13 protein-coding genes are annotated in these 17,200 nt (G+C 47.0%); 5 read left to right on the forward strand and 8 right to left on the reverse strand.

What is annotated here, in order from left to right; translation table 11 throughout:
• Positions 1 to 147 precede the first annotated feature (147 nt).
• On the forward strand, positions 148 to 1,383 hold the full coding sequence (locus tag ACQE26_RS06585) for a C40 family peptidase (RefSeq protein ID WP_500471031.1): 1,236 nt from the start codon (positions 148 to 150) through the stop codon (positions 1,381 to 1,383).
• 38 nt (positions 1,384 to 1,421) lie between these two features.
• Here the strand turns inward: ACQE26_RS06585 and ACQE26_RS06590 are convergent, their stop codons facing one another.
• The 3 genes from ACQE26_RS06590 to ACQE26_RS06600 all read right to left on the reverse strand — a co-directional run bounded on the left by ACQE26_RS06590 (position 1,422) and on the right by ACQE26_RS06600 (position 4,262).
• Complete coding sequence (locus ACQE26_RS06590) at positions 1,422 to 2,147, reverse strand: sunset domain-containing protein (RefSeq protein ID WP_500471033.1); 726 nt, start codon at positions 2,145 to 2,147, stop codon at positions 1,422 to 1,424.
• A gap of 115 nt (positions 2,148 to 2,262) precedes the next feature.
• Entirely contained in the window at positions 2,263 to 3,120 is an 858-nt protein-coding gene (locus ACQE26_RS06595) for a Cof-type HAD-IIB family hydrolase (protein ID WP_500471034.1), read from the reverse strand.
• A gap of 155 nt (positions 3,121 to 3,275) precedes the next feature.
• On the reverse strand, positions 3,276 to 4,262 hold the full coding sequence (locus ACQE26_RS06600) for an LCP family protein (protein WP_060964117.1): 987 nt from the start codon (positions 4,260 to 4,262) through the stop codon (positions 3,276 to 3,278).
• A gap of 305 nt (positions 4,263 to 4,567) precedes the next feature.
• On the opposite strand from ACQE26_RS06600, the gene ACQE26_RS06605 reads away from it, so the two are divergent.
• Positions 4,568 to 5,944, forward strand: coding sequence for a sugar porter family MFS transporter (locus tag ACQE26_RS06605; protein ID WP_500471035.1), 1,377 nt, complete (start codon positions 4,568 to 4,570; stop codon positions 5,942 to 5,944).
• 116 nt (positions 5,945 to 6,060) lie between these two features.
• Positions 6,061 to 7,446 carry a glycosyltransferase gene (locus ACQE26_RS06610; protein WP_500471036.1) on the forward strand — a complete coding sequence of 462 codons (1,386 nt, stop codon included), beginning with the start codon at positions 6,061 to 6,063 and terminating at the stop codon, positions 7,444 to 7,446.
• A 4-nt stretch (positions 7,447 to 7,450) separates the two neighbouring features.
• Here ACQE26_RS06610 and ACQE26_RS06615 read toward each other — a convergent pair whose 3' ends face one another.
• Genes ACQE26_RS06615 through gerBA form a run of 3 tightly spaced genes read right to left on the reverse strand, consistent with a single transcriptional unit; the run spans position 7,451 to position 11,141 of the window.
• Positions 7,451 to 8,581, reverse strand: a complete 1,131-nt coding sequence (locus tag ACQE26_RS06615; protein ID WP_500471038.1) for a Ger(x)C family spore germination protein — start codon at positions 8,579 to 8,581, stop codon at positions 7,451 to 7,453.
• Positions 8,578 to 9,684, reverse strand: a complete 1,107-nt coding sequence (locus ACQE26_RS06620) for a GerAB/ArcD/ProY family transporter (RefSeq protein WP_060964121.1) — start codon at positions 9,682 to 9,684, stop codon at positions 8,578 to 8,580. The genes ACQE26_RS06615 and ACQE26_RS06620 overlap by 4 nt, the downstream gene beginning before the upstream one ends.
• A 5-nt stretch (positions 9,685 to 9,689) precedes the next feature.
• On the reverse strand, positions 9,690 to 11,141 hold the full coding sequence (gene gerBA / locus ACQE26_RS06625; protein ID WP_500471039.1) for a spore germination protein GerBA: 1,452 nt from the start codon (positions 11,139 to 11,141) through the stop codon (positions 9,690 to 9,692).
• Between the two features lie 216 nt (positions 11,142 to 11,357).
• Between gerBA and manA the strand changes: the two genes are divergently transcribed.
• Both manA and ACQE26_RS06635 read left to right on the forward strand, forming a co-directional pair.
• A complete protein-coding gene (gene manA, locus ACQE26_RS06630) occupies positions 11,358 to 12,308 on the forward strand; it encodes a mannose-6-phosphate isomerase, class I (RefSeq protein ID WP_500471041.1) in 951 nt (316 codons plus the stop codon).
• Between the two features lie 142 nt (positions 12,309 to 12,450).
• Positions 12,451 to 15,096 (forward strand): N-acetylglucosaminidase, encoded by a 2,646-nt coding sequence (locus tag ACQE26_RS06635; RefSeq protein ID WP_500471042.1) that lies wholly within the window; start codon positions 12,451 to 12,453, stop codon positions 15,094 to 15,096.
• A 60-nt stretch (positions 15,097 to 15,156) separates the two neighbouring features.
• Here ACQE26_RS06635 and ACQE26_RS06640 read toward each other — a convergent pair whose 3' ends face one another.
• A complete protein-coding gene (locus ACQE26_RS06640; RefSeq protein WP_500471044.1) occupies positions 15,157 to 16,323 on the reverse strand; it encodes a CDP-glycerol glycerophosphotransferase family protein in 1,167 nt (388 codons plus the stop codon).
• A 32-nt stretch (positions 16,324 to 16,355) separates the two neighbouring features.
• Positions 16,356 to 17,126, reverse strand: a complete 771-nt coding sequence (locus ACQE26_RS06645; protein WP_064108203.1) for a WecB/TagA/CpsF family glycosyltransferase — start codon at positions 17,124 to 17,126, stop codon at positions 16,356 to 16,358.
• Positions 17,127 to 17,200: the final 74 nt, after the last annotated feature.

The following is a 17,200-nucleotide window of genomic DNA, read 5'->3' on the forward strand; positions in this document are numbered from 1 at the left end:
GCGCATGATTCCGCTTGCCTGCATATTGTTTGCACCGAATCCAGTAAAGAATGCCCATATCGGGCATTCTTTTTTTATGCTCTCTAAACATTTGTTAAAAGTTACCGATGTAAAAACTACTAAAAATAAGGAGAGTGAACAAAAAACATGCTCACAAGCTGGAGGAAGTACATCCTTGCCGGCCTTATGATTTGTCTTGTGGCACCTGCAGTAACGAGAACGGAGATTGCTGAAGCGGATTCTCAAGTTTCTGTCCTGATTGTTTCAGATGCACAAAAACTTGTCGGAAATAAATATGTTTACGGAGGCGAAGAGCCTGAGGACGGTTTTGATCCGTCCGGATTGATCCATTATCTTTTCGGCAGACAGAACATCCATCTGCCGAGAACGGTCAGTGATCAATGGAAAGTCGGAGCTGCCGTCAAAGACAATGACCTTTTACCGGGAGATATTGTTTTTTTCAAAAAGTCGGATTCAACAAAAAACACGCCCGTCCAAGACGGTCTTTATATCGGAAACGGAGAGATGATACACAGTTCTCCGTCAGAAGGCGTGACGATCACGCGCTTTCAAAAAAGCAGTTATTGGATGAATTTATATCTTGGCGCGAGACGGATTAAAAAAGATCCGGAGCTGGCTGATAATCCGATCGTTCAGGAGGCCGCCCGTTATCTCGACATTCCGTATGTATTCGGCGGAAGCACGCCTGAAGCGGGTTTCGACTGTTCAGGGCTTGTCCAATATGTTTTCGAAAACAAGCTTCACATTTACCTGCCGAGATCTGCGGAGCAGCAGTGGCTGGTCGGTGAGAAAATCAAATTGAGCGACATAAAGCCCGGGGACGTGATTTATTTCAGCGACACGTATAAAAAAGGAATCTCCCATGCGGGCATTTATGCGGGAGAAGGAAGATTCATCCAAGCGAGCCGCTCCGAAAAAGTCACCATTTCTTATTTGGCGGAAGATTATTGGAAAAAGCATTTTACAGGAGTGCGCCGATTCAGCAACCTGACTATTTCTAAAGATAATCCCGTTGTGTCAACAGCGGCTGATCATATCGGAATTTCTTATCTGAAAGGCGGCGTTTCACCGGAAACCGGCTTTGATACCGCCGGATTTGTTCAATACGTCTATCAAAAAGCGAAAGGAATCAGCCTGCCGCGTTACGCAGACAAGCAGATGCAGGCGGGCGCTCCGGTCGATAAACAGGATCTGAAGCCCGGCGATCTGGTCTTTTTTAAAGCGGAAAGCCTGAATCCGGCCATTTACATCGGGAACGGACAAGTGATTCATGTCACTGTGTCCGCAGGCGTAACCATAACAAATATGAACACAAGCGCTTATTGGAAGGACAAATATGCGGGCAGCATCCGGCTCCCATAAAAAAAGACGTCAGAGAGTGTCTCTGACGTCTTTTTCTTTTACCGTTTCGGGGCTCTGAATCCGGCCGCTTCCGCTTCTTCTACAGAACAGAACATTTCCACTGGATCTGTCGTCCGATCGTAGTATGTACTTCCCGGCGTGTGATAAATGCCGTTTCGGCTGCCTTTAATGTCGCATCCCTGTGAGGTGTCGGCTGCTTTCGTCCCGGCATGTCCGCCGGAGGAAGGGGCGGTATTTTGCGCCGTTTCCGTGTGCTCGGATGTTTTTGTTTCTTCTTTTTGCCGCTTTAATGTTTTATTTTCTGATTGAAGCGTTTTAGCGGTCTTTTCGAGTTTCTTTTGTGAATTTTTTAATTTCTCGTTGTCTTGTTTGAGTGATTTGTTTGTTTTTTTCAGCTCGTTTATTTCTTGGCTGAGTTCGCTGAGTTTTTTCTCATTGCCCGCTTCCGCTTCTGCTTTCTCTTTTTCAGCCGCGGCACTGATGCTTTCATATTTTTTCTCAAGCGCTAGGTGTTCCTTCGTCAATTTTTGATAGGCCGTATCAAGGGTGCTGTATTTCTGCTCTGCCTTTGCAGCCGCGGCGTCCGGCTCTGTGAGGGAGGCGCCTGTCAGGAGCAAGATCAGCCCGCCGACAAGAAGGGGCCAAAACAGCTTTTTTGAAAAACGTTTTTCTTTTTTTGCTGCTTTGCATATGAGATGGAATATTCCGTATCCAAGTGCGAAGAAAAAAGCCAAAAATCCAATAATAGCGATTGCATTCGACATAATAACGCTCCTTTTTTCTTTATTTTACAATTTATTTTCAATTTTGGAAATTCCTTTTTTAGAAAACATGAAAAAGCCAGGTCGTGAAAGACCTGGCTTTTGACGGACGGATTTTTTATTGTTCGTTGTCGAGAAGCCGGTTGATGAAAAGGGCAACGCCGTTTTCATCGTTGCTTTTTGTAATATACGTGCTTTTTTCCTTCAGTTCATCAATCGCGTTGCCCATGGCAATGCGGTTTCCGGCTGCTTCAAACATGGAGAAATCATTCGGGCTGTCGCCGATGGCGTAAATATCCTGTTTTTCAATTCCGTACAGTGAGGCAAGCTCCGTCAGGGCCCGTCCTTTACCGGAACCGGCAGGGAGGATTTCAATGATGTGTTTTCCGGAAGAAGTCTGGGATAATTTCGGATGGTGTGTAATTTCTTCTTTGGCATTTTTCAGTTTTTCCATATCAAAAGAGAAACAAAGAAGCTTGTAAATATGTTCGTCTCCGTTAAAAATCGCCTGTATATCCTGCACGGGTTTGATGCCGAATTGTTTGAACTGCGTCTTTGCGCCCTCCCATAATGTCTGAATATCTTCCTTCGGGTTGGCGCTTTTCAGAATGTCCAGTTCTGCCTGCAATTTGGACTCGCCGTCAAACGGGGACAGCAGGTGATGATCTGTATAAACCTCGAAGTAAATGTCTTTTCCCGTTAAATAAGCGGCGATATCCTTACCGGCCTGCTGATCCATTAAGAGCCGGCTGACGAGCCGGTATCCTTTGTCGTGAACCGTCCCGCCGTTTGCCGCAATGATCGGAATATCCAAATCTTCCAGGAGTGATTTTACATCAAAAGTGGCTCTGCCCGTGCAGATGGCCACAAGAACGCCCGCTTCATCCGCTCTTTGTAAAGCCGCTCTGTTTTCCGGAGAAATCACACTGTCCGAGTTCAGTAATGTGCCGTCTAAGTCAATGGCTATCAATTTCATATGTATGGATGCCCTCCTTAAAAATAAAGCTGCTTCCTGTAGTATGTTCAGCTTTTTGCGAAATCAGCAGAAAGCCGTCAATTAAAAGGCTATACTTTCATGCCCTATTTTTCAACAGAAAAACGGCGGGGATTCTGAAACCCCGCCGTGACATCTTACTCGTTTAAATCCTTTTTTAATTTCGTTTTCACTTCTTGAAGGTTCTCCTCATTCAGTTTGAAATAATAAATATTTTTGCCGTATTGAGGAGTGTAAATATAGCTGTCAGAACCCGTCAGCTGTAAAGAATTCACTGATTTCAGCGATGTGATAAACGGGAACAGGCCGATGGCGTCATTCAGAGATAAGTTCATTTTTAAGTTTTTCCCTAAGCTGTCGACGATATCGTCATAAGAAGGGATCGAGCTTAACGATTTAGACTTTTTAATAATGGCGCTCAGCACTTCCATCTGTCTTTGTCCGCGCATCAGATCGGTGTCCGCTTTACGTGTTCTTACATAAGCCAGTGCCTGCTCACCGTCAAGCGTCTGGACGCCCGGCTTCAGCACGACTTTTCCTTTTGTATCGACTTTAATACGATCGGCAATTTTCTGGCTTTTTACATTTACCGTCACGCCGTTCAATTCATTGACGACATCGCGGAACGCGTCGAAGTTGCTCTCAACCACATAATCTACCGGAATATCAAACATGTTTTCTACTGTTTTATAAGTTAAATTATAACCGCCGTAAGCATGTGCGTGCGCGAATTTGTCATAGCCGTGTCCCGGGATGTTGACATAGGAATCCCGCGGAATGCTGAGCATCGTCGCTGTTTTCTTTTTCCGGTTGAAGGTGACGAGGACGTTGGCGTCACTTCTTGCGTCATCCACTGATTCGCCCTTATTGTCACGGGCGTCAATTCCTAAAAGCAATACGGTGAAAGAATCCTTCTTCGGATCAAATTCTTTAATCCGTTTCACGGACTGGTCGCCGCGGTCAAGACTGACGTGCGCTTCCTTGGTCGCATTGTTCAGTTTCACAAATGCGTAGGCGCCGACGGAACCGGCGATCACCAATAAGAAAGCGGCAAAAACCAGTACAAATTTCACCCATTTTCTGAGGCGTTTTTTCTTTTTTCTGCGTTGAGATCGTTCTTCCATATCATTACCTCTCGTTTCTATTCTTTGTGAAGCGTACCATAATTGTTGGCTTGGAGCAACTCTGTAAATGAGAAAATTCCAAATCTTTCTCTCTATTTCGACAACATCTACTGTTATTTTTACATCAGGTTCACATTATATTGGACGGCAGGAACCGGAAAATGTTTCGTCGGGTTGTAAAAAATAATCAGTAAAATAATGGATGTTAACCGTACGGAAGGTTTGAAACGATCGTAATCAGGCAAAAGAAGCAGTAGAACAACTCCGCGCGGATAAAGCGTTGGATGAAAGGGAGTCTATATCACATGAAAAGCATACACTCGAATAAATGGCTCTATTTTTTCGGCGCTCTCGGCGGCGCTTTATACGGATATGATACCGGAGTCATTTCCGGGGCTATTTTATTTATGAAAAAAGAGCTGGGGCTGAACGCCTTTACGGAAGGCCTCGTCGTCAGTTCGTTATTGGCGGGGGCGATTCTCGGTTCGGGATTCGCCGGCAAGCTGACCGATCGGTTCGGCAGGCGGAAAGCCATCATGGGAGCGGCGCTGCTGTTTTGTATTGGCGGGCTAGGGGTCGCTTTTGCCCCGAATACACAGGTGATGGTTCTATTCCGGATCATTCTCGGACTGGCTGTCGGAACATCTACAACGATCGTTCCGCTCTATTTATCGGAGCTGGCTCCGAAGCATAAACGGGGGGCGCTTTCATCACTGAACCAGCTGATGATTACAGTCGGAATCCTCGTTTCGTATATCGTGAATTATATATTTGCCGATGCAGGCGCTTGGCGCTGGATGCTTGGTCTTGCGGTCGTGCCGTCAGTCATTCTGCTGATCGGAATATTATTCATGCCGGAAAGCCCGCGCTGGCTGTTTACAATCGGCAAAGAAGATAAAGCAAGAGAAATTCTTTCGTCATTGCGGGGAACGAAGAATATTGATGGCGAGATTGACCAGATGAAAGAAGCGGAAAAGGAAAACGAAGGCGGTTTGAAAGAATTGTTTGAGCCGTGGGTGAGACCCGCGCTGATTGCCGGTCTCGGGCTAGCCTTTTTACAGCAATTCATCGGGACAAATACCATTATTTATTACGCCCCGAAAACATTTACCAGTGTCGGGTTCGGCAATTCCGCGTCTATCCTGGGAACCGTCGGAATCGGCGCCGTCAATGTCATCATGACACTTGCGGCTATCAAAGTCATTGATAAGATCGGTCGGAAGCCGCTGCTTTTGGCCGGAAATGCGGGCATGGTCATCAGTCTGCTCGTATTGGCCGCGGTCAATCTCTTCTTTGAACATTCAGCAGCTGCATCATGGACGACGGTCATTTGTTTAGGCCTGTTTATCATCGTGTTTGCGATCAGCTGGGGGCCTGTCGTGTGGGTTATGCTGCCGGAATTATTCCCGCTGCATGTCCGCGGTATCGGCACGGGTGTCTCGACTTTGATGCTGCATGCCGGAACATTGCTTGTTTCATTAACCTATCCGATATTAATGGAGGCCGTCGGCATCAGCTATCTATTTATCATTTATGCCGCGATCGGGATAATGGCATTCCTGTTCGTTTGGTTTAAAGTGACCGAGACGAAAGGGAAAAGCCTTGAAGAAATCGAACAGGATCTGCGAAGCCGTAACGGAGGCTCGGAATCAGAATCAAATCGGCAGACAGTTCATCCTTAATTCCAGTGTGAGAGGGGGCGGTTATACACCGGCCCCTTAAAACTGCGCCCCGCGCCCGGTCACATAAATGACAGGAATATGTCATACGTTAGTATAAAGTCACGATAAAGGCGGGGATGCCGGTGAAAACGAGCATTATTATCCTTACATATAATGAGCTGGAGCTGACCAAAAAATGTCTGGCCAGCATTGATCAATACACCGACAAAGAAGAGATAGAGCTGATCATCGTTGATAACGGTTCATCAGACGGAACGAGAGAGTACATATCAAATCTTCCTGACGTCAAAGTCATCCTAAATGAGAAAAATCTCGGATTCGCCAAGGGCTGCAACCAGGGAATCAAAGCGGCGGCGGGGGACAATCTGCTGTTTCTGAACAACGATACGATGGTCACGAAAAATTGGCTCACCGCCATGCTGAGAGTGCTGTATCAATCTGAAAAAAACGGCATGGTCGGTCCCGTCAGCAACTATGTCAGCGGCGCGCAGATGATCCATGACGCGTATCAATCGCTTGATGAACTGGAGTCATTCGCGGAGGCTTATTGCGCCCGGGAAAAGCATAATACGAAGCGGGTGCTCCGCCTTGTCGGATTCTGCCTTCTGGTGAAAAAAAGCGTCATTGAAGACATCGGCCCGTTTGATGAACAATTCGGATACGGTTCTTTTGAAGATGATGACCTATGTCTGCGCGCCCTGCAAAAAGGCTACAGTCTGCACATTGCCCTCGATGCCTTTGTGCATCATCACGGGCACGCGACGTTTACGGCTAATCAGGATATCAATATCAATCAATTATATGTGGAGAACCGCCAGCGTTTTACGGAAAAATGGGGCACTGATTTTACGTACTTTACCCACCCTAGACCGGAAATTGCGGAGCTTGTTCCCCGGGAAGCGAAAAGGGTACTTGATGTCGGCTGCGGCGCGGGAGCTACGGGACTGGAACTTCAAAACAGACAGCCCTGTGAACTGTACGGAATAGAACTGCACCCGCTGGCGGCGCAAGCGGCAAAAGGACACTATAAAGCGGTTCTGCAGGAAGATGTCGAAGAAGTGAAGCTCCCGTATCCGGAAGGCTTTTTTGATTGCATCATTTTTGCAGACATCCTTGAGCACTTAAAAGACCCTTGGCGTGTCATTGAAACGTACTCAGCCTATTTGGCGCCTGCCGGATCAATCGTTTGCAGCATTCCGAATATTTCTCATGCCGAAGCGCTGTTTCCGCTTCTGCTCGGTGACTGGACATACAAGGACGCCGGCATTCTCGACCGCACCCACTTGCGGTTTTTTACGCCGCAGACGGTCCGCACGCTCTTTCCGGAAGAGACATTTGACGTGAAAAAGCAGTCCTATACGTATGTTCATGTTGATGAGCGGGTGCAGCTGTTTTTACAAGAAATCACACGAATGGCGCAGGCGATGCAATTTCCGGTAACACAGCTGCCCGAACAAAGCCGGATTTACCAAATCCTCCTGCGTGTCGAAAAAACACGCTGAAGGCTTACCGACCCATCGTTCCGAAGTTGACAATCTGAATGGAAACATCATAGTCAAATGCCGCTTCGGAAAAGGTCTTATCCCAATGATTCTTCACTTTCTTCCAATAGTCGGGATATTGAATGCGGACTCTGTCAGAAAAGAATACAGGGTCCGTTTCATATTGATTCTGAAGCTTATCAATGACTTCTTTTATATCGCTTTTCAGTTTTTTTTCGAAAATCTTTTCGAGCCCGTTTAAATAATGCTGATTGAATGAATCCTCGCCGGCATATTGATCCTCCGACAAGATGCCTTTTGTTTTCACCGCTGCGTGAAATGACAGCTTCCCGTTTTTCAGCCGGGGGGTGATGGAGGATGTTGATTTTTTGATCTCGAAGGTAATCGGGTGCCCTCCTTTATCCAAAGCGGGCAGCACGCCGCCCTGTATCGTTCCCGTCAGCCAATTCAGGCTCTGTACTTCGTATGATGACAGGAATCCCGCCAGTCTGTTTTGTTTTTTGTTTTTGATGATGGCCGCTCCGTCATACACCGTTTTTCCTTTTTGATTGCTGACGGCCTGCATGAGAAAGCTGAGTTTATTATGGCAGTAAATCGAAGCTCTCCCGATTCTGAGCGGCCTTAAAATTTTTCCATTGTAGCTGCCGTTGTTTGTGAGGTCGATGAGCTTTTCCGCGGCCATGGGCTGCTGCTGATTCGGCGTCGGCTCCGTCAGAATATCGGACGCTTTTCCTCTTGCCGCGAAAAGATAGCTGCTCCGCCTTAATTCATCATCACGGATAAAATGATTCATCATCTGCAGTATATTTTGGTCGGCCAGCAATTTGTCACTGAATATCAGCACTTTTAAATGATCGCTGTAAACGGGCGGATCTTTTAAGGAGACTTCACTGACGGCTTCAAGAATGGTATCCCCCCGCGTCGTCACATTGACAAACACGGGCCGGCCGGAAGCCTGGCTGTTTTCACTTTGGGGCAGCAGGTTTTGATAGGTAAGTTTATATCGGCGGTCACTCGTCTCGTCTATGGCCACTCCCCGGGCGAACGATAGTTTTTCGACTTCCTTCGCGTCCCAGCATCCTGAAAGCATGATCAGTATGAAAAGCGCCGCCGCCCATTTTATGAAATGTGTCATGACGTCTGTTTCCTCCCCGCTATTTTCTTCATCCAGCTGACAAACCAAATGAGAAAAGGAATCATAATGACGGCAAAAAACGCATATCCGAGAATATTAGCGAATGCAAACACACTGTTGATATCATCGGGGTACATTGAAAGGCCGAATGTCACCGCCAATAATCCCCCGAGCAGCCAGCCATTGTTTTTATTTTTCAGCCTGAAAATGGTGTTGAATCCGAGATGCGCTCCTTTAAAAGAACCGAGCATACAGGTGAACTGCTGGCATGTCCACGTAATTAAAAGAAAGATATCAAACCTTTCGATGAAAATACCGCGGATTTCCAAGGCGTGAATCAGGGAAATTGTCGGGTACGTCACCGTTTTGGCTTCAGCAACCGACATACAGCCGATCACGATAAGCAGCGTAAAGCTGTAAAATAAGCTCGCGCCTGCGATGCCGAAGACAGCCGCCTTTTTCGCCTGCTTCGGGTTTTTCATAAACGGCACCAGAAAAAGAATCACTTCAAGCCCCGAAAAATACAGAAGGGTTCGCGGAAACAGCTCAAAAAAGCTTTTGTAGCCCCCATCAAAGACCGGGCGGACGAAATCCAGCTTAAACAGTCTCAGGCTGAATATAAGCAGTGTAAGCAGAATGACGATCGAAACCGGAAAGAGATAAGCATAGAGCTTTGAAATGGGATAGACCCCGCCGGTCACATGGTAAATGCCGACCGCCAGAAAAATGAATATGACGACACCCATCGGCGTATTTTTCAATAAAAAGTAATTGATGACTTCACCGAGAAACCGGGCTTGAAAACAGACGGTGACGACAAAATAACAGCTGATGAATAAATTTAAAAGAGAACCGATAGCGCGGCCCATGATGCTTTGATTCAGCTCATAGATGGTTTCCCCGCTGTTCTTCTGCAAAAACGGCATAAAGAGCAGGACGATGCCGATAAACACGACACTCTGCAACAGAATAATGATCCATCCGCTCGGACTGTCCGCTGTTGCGGCCGAGCGCGGCAATGTTAACACGCCCGCTCCGATCATTGTTCCGCTTACCATGAGAAGGGTCTGCATAAAAGACAGCTTGTCTTCCGGTTTTATCATGGGGATCACCTTTGTCTGATTTTATCTTTTGTCTCTTTTCGTGTCGGCCGTTTTTTCAAAAGCGGTGTCGGCAGCCTGACAATCGTATCCTTTAAGTCCTGGCCCGGCTGCGCCATGATCGGAATAATATAATCCTGGCCGAAGCTTTTCAGGCGCATCAGATGGCCGACGACGAGCAGATAACACATGATCAGTCCGTATAAACCTAAAATCGCCGATAAAATCATCGAAAAAATGCGGATGAGCCTCAGCGGGAAATTGAACACATAGGAGGGCGTCGTAAAAGAGGCCAATGCCGTAACGGATACGACAATCACCATCATCGCGCTGACGATATTCGCCTGTACGGCGGCCTGGCCGATCACCACTCCCCCGATCAGGCCGATCGTCTGGCCGATCGGCTTCGGCAGTCTGAGTCCGGCTTCTCTGATCATTTCAATCGTAAAAATCATAATAAACGCTTCAACAAAAGGGGGAAACGGAACATTCAATCTGCTCCCGGCAATCGTCACCGCCATTCTCGTCGGCAAAAGCCCGGTATGAAACGTAACGAGCGCGATGTAAAGGCCGGGTAAATAAATCGTGATTAAAATGCACGAATACCGAAGCAGCCTGAGAAAGGTAACCGGAACCCACCGCTGATTATAATCGTCAGGGGAGTGGATAAATTCATCAATGGTAGCGGGCATCAAAAGGGTAAATGGCGTTCCGTCTACAAGAACGGAGACCCTTCCCTCCAAAAGAGCGCCCATAACCCGGTCAGGCCGTTCAGTCGTCAAAATGGTCGGGAAAATGGAATACGTGTTATCTTCAATGAGCTGTTCGATCGATCCTGATTCCGGAATATCATCAATGGTGATGGACTCCAGTCTTTTCATCACTTCTTTTACGACATCATCAGGCGCGATATCCCGAATGTAGGCAACGGCGATCCGTTTTTTTGTCCGTTCGCCGAGTGTCAGTTCCTTGATCTGGAGGTTGGGATCACCGGACTGCTCACGCAAAAGCGCCGTGTTCGTCCGAAGCTTTTCTACAAAGCCTATCCTCGGCCCCCGTTCAAGTACTTCTGATGCCGGTTCTTCGACATCCCGCATTTTAAATGTTTCCGTATCAAAGGAAAGGGCCTCCTTCCATCCCTCCGCCAGCAAAACCGATTTGCCGGAAAGAATGTCTGCCTCAACATCCTTAAGTGAAGAAAGCCGGGTGTGGTGATATCCGAAAGAAATGGATGCCGGCGTTGTTTCAGCCGGTTCCTCTTGATGCCGGGCGGCCGCCTGCACGGGCGAAATAATATATTCTGCAAGCAATTGATTTTCAGTCAGTCCGTCTATATACACTAGACAGGCGTCACATTTGCCGTTTCCGTACGTAAATGAATAAAATATCATGTCATCGCTTTGGCCGAACCGTTTTTTCAGCGCTTGAAGGTTTTGTCCGAGTTCAGCATTTATCGTCACAATGTTTCCCCCCTTTCATCAGTTATTTTAATTTGCGACAAACAAGGGATTTTATTCTGGAATAGGAAATGACTGAGCATTCCGCCCCATCCGAATGGTATAATGAGCAGGTCAGCCATTTATACATATTGTTTTTAACTGCGGCTCTCTCCGTGTTTTAAAATAGGTACAGGGGGAATGGGATATGAGCCGCTTTTTAATGGGAGGGGAACGAACATGACGCAAGAGCCGATTTTTTTACAGCCTGTATGTAAAGAAAAAATATGGGGCGGCACGTTATTACGCGAACGATTCGGATACAGTATACCTTCAGAAACAACCGGTGAATGCTGGGCGATATCAGCCCACCCGCATGGGATGAGCACGGTCAAAAGCGGTCCGTATCAAGGGAAAACCCTGATCGAACTGTGGAATCAGCATAGAGAATTATTCGGCGGAACGGAAGGGGACCGCTTTCCGCTGCTGACGAAAATACTGGACGTCAAACATCACCTGTCCGTCAAAGTCCACCCTGACGATTATGATGCCGAGGAGCATGGACTGGGCGAAACGGGGAAGTCTGAGTGCTGGTATATTATCGATTGTAAAGAAAATGCGGAGATTATATACGGTCATACGGCCCGTTCGAAAGCAGAGCTTGTCACCATGATTAACAGCGGTGATTGGGAAGGCCTGCTGCGCCGCGTGAAGATCAAACCCGGCGATTTTTATTATGTGCCGAGCGGAACCATCCATGCCATTTGCGCCGGGGCGCTCGTGCTGGAAATACAGCAGAATTCAGATGCCGTTTACCGGATATATGATTACGGGCGCACAGATCAAAACGGCGAGGCGCGTGAGCTGCATATCCGCGATGCCGTCAACGCCGCCACCGTTCCTCATGTGGACGGATTTTTAGATGAATCAACTGAAACGAGAAAAGGCATCACCATCAAAACCTTTGTGCAGGGAGAATATTTTTCTGTTTACAAATGGGATATCAGCGGGACGGCGGAAATGACCCAGGACGCTCCGTTTATGCTGTGCAGCGTCATAGAAGGAAGCGGCTCCATCACTTGTGAAGGCAAGACCGCAACACTTGAAAAAGGCGCGCATTTCATATTGCCGGATCAGATGCCTGACTTTACGATAACCGGAGAATGCACAATCATCGTCTCTCATATATAAATCACCGAAACTTAATCCCAGCGATGGGATTAAGTTTTTTTATTTGGATAATTGGATGATTTCTCTCTGTAAAAATGAAGAAAGCCGGCCGATAAATAAACTAGTTTGATAGAAACCAATTGAATCAGAAAGAGGAGAAGGAATGAAAAAGAGATTCGTTGCACCTATGTTATTGTCCGCCGTTTTCCTTGTCTTTAGCACCGTTACACAGCACGCCCAGGCTTCATACAGCGACTATTCCGTTTATGAGCTGGAAACGAAGCAGCAATTCGCTTCTGAGAATGAGGCGCTTCAAGCGGCAGCGAAATTGAAAAAGGATACGGGGTGGCAGGCTGACGCAAAGAAAGCCGGTAATGCGCCGCTTGCTTATCAAATCTCCGTTTCAGGCTTACACGATGAAACGGACGCGAAAACCGTGCTGAAAGATTTTACGAAGCAGACGGGTGTGGCCGGCACTTACAGCGCAAGCGGAAGCAAACAGCCGTACGTGACCGTCACATCAGGAGTTCTATCAGACGGGCAGCAGACGAAAAACCTTCTTGCCAAATTGACGAAAGAAACAGGCGTGACCGGCGCCGTCAAAGAGTCGGGAACGAAGCAGCCGTACATGCAGGTCGTGACCTCTGAGATCGCAGCCGAAGCAGACGCGAAAACGCTCACTCAAGATTTGACGAAGCAGACGGGCGTGAAGGCATCATACCGCCCGATCAAGCGGGAAACAGCCCAGTTTCAGATCCAATCAGGAACAATTACCGGCGATCAAAAAGCTGCTCAAATCCAAACTGATTTTCAAAAGGAAACAGGATTACAATCGTCGCTGAAGGTGATAACAAAAGGAAGCCCGAATATCACCGTGACAGCTTCCGGCATTCCGGATGCTAATAAAGCGGCAGGCTTAGCGAAACAGCTGCAGCAGAAAACGGGCATCAAAGGGAATGTTCAAACGTATGCCCAAAGCAAAACAGCTGCCGTGTACAACGTGCGGTCAGGATATTTTAACGGAGTAAGCGCCGTGCAAAATGCCGTCAGCCAAATCAAGAAGAATACAGGCGTCAGCGGCAGCTATCAAAAAGCCGGCACGAAAAATAATTATACGGTAGCGATGAGCGGACTGACGGCTCAGCAGCTGCAAAGCGTTCAATCCTTCTTTAAAAAGAAAAAATGGCATTGCGACACAACGCCTGTCAAAAAGACAGCGTCAGCGTCCGTTTACCGGATTACAGCAGGACAGCTTACCGCCGCACAGGCAGATCAAGCGGAGGCGTTTTTCCGCCAGCAGCATGTAAAGACGGCAAGAACCGCGGCAGGGAAAACAGCAGAAAACCAATATCAGCTGCTTTCTCAGCAGACGGCAGACCAATCGAAGATCAAAAAAGGATTGAATCTTCTGGCCGGATATAAATTGAGTGCCGTTTCCAAAACAGCAGCCAAGCAAACGGGAACAACATACCAAGTCGCAACTGAATCACTGCTTGATACGGCAAAGATCAATCGAACGCTGGATTTCTTCAAAGGGAGAAAAGTATCCGCTTCTTCACAGAAAACAGGTGAAACAGCGTATACACAATTCAGGATTGAAACGGCCCCGCTGCTTAAGAAGGAAGACATTGACCGCGTGACTGCCTTTTTCAAACAAAACAAAGCGGCCGGCACTGTAAAGGAGACGGGGAAAACCGCCTATTCACAGTACGTCATCAAAACCGAAAAGTTCACCGGTAAAACCGTTTTAAATAAAAGCATGAGCTATTTCAGCGCCAAACAATTGCAGGCCGGCTATACGAGTGAAAGCCATCCGGTTTATGAGCTCCATCTCCGCGATCAATTCACGGGCGCGCAGTCTGCGGACGCCGCCTCCCAAAAGCTGAAAAAGCTGTACGGATGGACGATGACTATTTTGAAAATAAAAAACGGACCGCAAATTATGAATACCAATTACAACATCTCGCTTGCAGATATGGTCAAAAAACAAATGACAGTCAGCCCGCAGACTGATGCCTCGGCTTACGCGTCGCTTACTTACATCAATACGGCTTCCGGGACGGTCACAGCCGACGTCCTGAACGTCCGATCAACTCCGGAAGTCAGCTCAGGCAATATTATCGGGCAATTGAAAAAAGGCGATAAAGTCAGCATCACCGGCCAGACAAACGGCTGGGCCAAACTCAGCATGGGCTGGAGAAACGCCAGCAGTGATGAAGTCGAGCAATACGTCAATCCCGATCACTTCGCACAAGACAGCAAGTATTATTTTCAATTTCTGAAGCTCTCTCAGACAGCGGGATTGAACGCATCTGAATTGAATCAAAAAGTGCTGGTCAATAAAGGAATTCTGACAGGCAAAGGCCAGGCCTTTATTTCAGCCGCCGGAAAATACAGCATCAATGAAGTGTATTTGATTTCGCATGCTTTGCTTGAAACGGGCAATGGCACGTCAGAGCTTGCAAACGGCATTACGTATAATGGAAAAAAGGTGTATAACATGTACGGCATCGGGGCTTATGACAGCAACCCGAATTATTACGGCGCACAATACGCATACAATCAAGGCTGGTTTACTCCGGAAGCCGCGATTATCGGCGGAGCCCAATTTATCGGTGCGTCATATATTCACAACTCCGCATACGAACAGGATACCCTGTATAAAATGAGATGGTCTCCAGCCGCGTCCCATCAGTATGCCACAGACATCGGCTGGGCGTATAAGCAGGTAAACCGCATGTACAGCTTATACTCACTGCTGGACAACTACACGCTTTACTATGATGTTCCTGTGTATATGAAAGTATAAAAAAAAGGCTGAAGCTGTTGCTTCAGCCTTTCTTCATGCAAAAAAACACCCGCCTCGGATTCAGGCAGGTGCTTCAGCGCAATTTTTCATTTTTGTTTCCGCAAATTTCAATAACGCTTCACTCGAATTCCCATTTGAATACATATTCCATTTGTCCGAGAACCGCTTCATTTCTTCTGCATGAAAGGGCTTTTTCGTCATTTCCTCGAGAAGGGCTTTGCTGTCATGACAAGCTCTTCCGGGAATGACCGAAGCATAATTGTCGATCAAACCGCGTTTTTGATCGTATTCCTCCAGATCATAGGTGAAAAAGAAAATCGGTTTATTTAAGAGCGCGAATTCAAAGGGCACAGAAGAGTAGTCCGTAATTAAAATATCAGCCGCTTTCAAGAGATCATGAAGACGCATGTCAGATACGTTCTTGATCGATTCGCTTTCAAACGAAGCTGAAATATGATGCAAAACGGCAGGGTGAAGCTTTACAAGCAGCAGATACTCTCCGTTTAATTCGTTTGTGAGCTGCTCTTCGGTGAATGGGAGCCGAAAGGATTGCATATCATAATCCCTGAATGTCGGTGCGTACAGAATGATTTTTTTCGGCCATTTACGCTCCGGTTCCGGCTTGTTTTCTTCATAATAGACGTCAGTCAGGGGAACTCCCGTTTTTAACAGCTGGGCATCCCGTATACCGAACGACTTTTTAAAAACGTCCGCCATCTCATCTGAACCGACGGTGACAAAGTCAAACGAACGGTACACTTTTTTAAAGCGGCTGATATCTGATGCCGGCCGGCTTTGGTTCGTCACGTCCTCAAGGCCGAACTTTTTCAAAGAGCCGTTCGCATGCCATACTTGAATGCATGTCGTTTGCGGCCGGCGGTTTAAGACGCTTGTCAGGAGAAAATAGTTATCTGTTATGACCACTTTGCTCTTAAAAAGGATGAAAACGGCCTTCACAAGATGCAGAGGGTTTTTTTCGTCCAGATAAAAAGAGCCGAGACCTTCCAGCTCTTTTTTCAGACTGACGGCATGTCTCGTATACAGAACCGTCACTTCATAAGAAAGCGATTCAGCGTGCGCCTTGTAAGAATGGATGAGAGCCTGCGCATTTTCTTCAAAAGATACCAGCAGGGTCAGATGATTCTTTGGCTTTACAGGCTTGAACAAAACGCCGAGAACCGACAGATATATAGAATAGAAAGCGGCGAATAAAGATCGCAAGTTCATAGATTACCAATCTCTTTTGCTGTTTTATTTGTTTAAAGCTGTTTCGTTTGATCTTCAGCCTGCTTGGAGTACAGGCTCTTATTTGATTTATTGTTTCTCAAAACGGTAAAAGCATACTTCGGAATGTTCAGCATCCTTTTCCATCTCCACGGATTCGTCACCAGTCTGTACAGCCATTCCAGATTTGTTTTGATCATCCATTCAGGGGCGCGTTTTACCGTTCCGCTGAACACATCAAAGCTTCCGCCCAAACCGATTGAAACAGCCTGAGGGAAAAGATGTTTGTATTCATAAATAAATTGCTCCTGATGCGGATATCCTAAGGCGACAAACACGAGATCGGGTTTCGCCCGGGAAATCTGTTTGGCGACGAAGCGTTTATCGGCTTCATAGCCGTTGCTGGCTCCGACAACCTCGATATTCGGATACTCTTTACTGATCCGATTCAAAACGGCGTCAAGCACGTCTTGCTTAGCTCCGTATAAAAATATTTTTTTAGACTGCCGGTTTGCGAGACCGAGCAGCGACAGAAACACATCGAATCCCGCAATTCTTGATTTCAGCGGGTGCTGCGTCAAACGTGACATTAACACGACGCCGATACCATCCGGCAGGACGAAATCCGCGGAAGAAATGACTTGATGATAACCTTTGTCTTTCGCCGCAGCGTATCCGATCTCTGGATTGACCGTCGCAATGACGGCTCCTTGCTTTTGTGCGATATAATAAGTGTCTAAATATGAAATAAACTCCTGTAAATTTCCATTAACATAAGAAAGGTTGTGCACCATTTCAGTCTGCATCTGCCGTCCTCCTTTTTGTACGGGATTTTCTTTCACTTTTTCGTGACTTAAGCTAAGCTTTATTTTAACATAAT

The organism is Bacillus sp. 5RYD7K (assembly GCF_059831465.1).